This window comes from Loktanella sp. DJP18, assembly GCF_049310965.1.
Taxonomy (GTDB): domain Bacteria; phylum Pseudomonadota; class Alphaproteobacteria; order Rhodobacterales; family Rhodobacteraceae; genus Loktanella.
This window is the reverse complement of sequence record NZ_JBMERN010000325.1, coordinates 1-1,304: the sequence shown is the minus strand read 5'-3', so window position 1 is coordinate 1,304 and position 1,304 is coordinate 1. Positions and strand designations below refer to the sequence as shown.

The 1,304-nt window shown below is 59.4% G+C and carries 1 protein-coding gene; it reads right to left on the bottom strand.

Going from position 1 to position 1,304, the window contains the following annotated elements; all coding sequences use genetic code 11:
- Window positions 1-54 precede the first annotated feature (54 nt).
- Complete coding sequence (locus tag ACOI1H_RS25635; protein ID WP_422441151.1) at window positions 55-1,254, bottom strand: IS256 family transposase; 1,200 nt, start codon at window positions 1,252-1,254, stop codon at window positions 55-57.
- Window positions 1,255-1,304 lie beyond the last annotated feature (50 nt).

The window sequence follows — 1,304 nt, the reverse complement described above, 5'->3', positions numbered from 1 at the left end:
GATAGTGTCCCGGGGCGTGGTGTAATTTGTTCTCCGGCTCGGACTTGAGCTGGTTTACAGGGCGGCGATTTGCGCCGGGTCCATTGTGCCATCTTCGCAGACGGCGGCGACGGTTTCCAGAGTCATGTAACGGCGCGTGACCGCCCATTCGTCGTTCTGCTCCAGCATCAAGGCACCGACGAGACGTCTGATGGCTGGCGCATTGGGGAAAATACCAACGACATTGGTGCGGCGCTTGATCTCTTTGTTGAGGCGTTCAAGCGGGTTGGTTGAGTGGATTTGTCGCCAATGAGCCTGCGGAAAAGTCTTGTAGGCCAGCACGTCGTCTTCGGCGCGCAGCATCAGCTCGGCGAGTTTGGTGTGACGTGGACGAAAGGCCTCGATCAGCTTCGCCCAGTGCTCCTTCGATGCGACCTGTGTGTCTTGGTCAAATGCCGTCCTGAGCGCCGCCGCGACGATTGGACGGTCCTTCTTGCCAACACAGGCCAAAGCATTGCGCATGAAGTGAACCCTGCAACGCTGGATCGTAGCCCCTAACACCTTTGCGGCTGCGGCCTTTAGGCCTTTATGCTCATCAGCGATGATCAGCTTGACGCCGCGCAGGCCGCGATCAGCCAGCGAACGCAGGAACTCATCCCAGAACACCTCCGCCTCGCTGGGCTGGATGGCGACGCCCAGAACCTCGCGTCGCCCGTCCAGATTGACCGCCACCGCCACTATGGCAGCGACACTGACAATGCGTCCGGAGCGTCTGACTTTGATGTAGGTGGCATCCAGCCAGAGATAGGGCCATTCGCCCTCCAGTGGCCTCTCGAGGAAGGCTTCAACGCGTTCGTCGATCTCGACGCACAGGCGCGAGACCTGGCTCTTGGAGACGCCGGTCATGCCCATCGCTTTCACCAGATCATCGACCGAGCGGGTTGAGACGCCCTGAATATAGGCTTCCTGGATCACAGCCGTCATTGCCTTTTCTGAGGCCCGACGGGGTTCCAGGAACTCCGGAAAATATGATCCTTTCCGAAGCTTCGGAATCTGAACATCGACGGTCCCGGCCCGGGTTTCCCACCGGCGCTCACGATATCCATTCCGCTGGTTCACCCGCTCGGCACGGCGTTCATGCGCACCGGCACCGCACAGTTGGTCCACATCAAGCGACATCAGCCGGTCGGCAACGAAACCCAGCATCTCGGCCAGTATTTGGTGGTCGGCAGTCTCTGAAAGAAGCGCCTTCAGCGCCATGGTTTCTGCTATCATATCCTTGGTCATGGGTGATCTCCTCGATCGGTAGGTTAGGCCTGCAACTC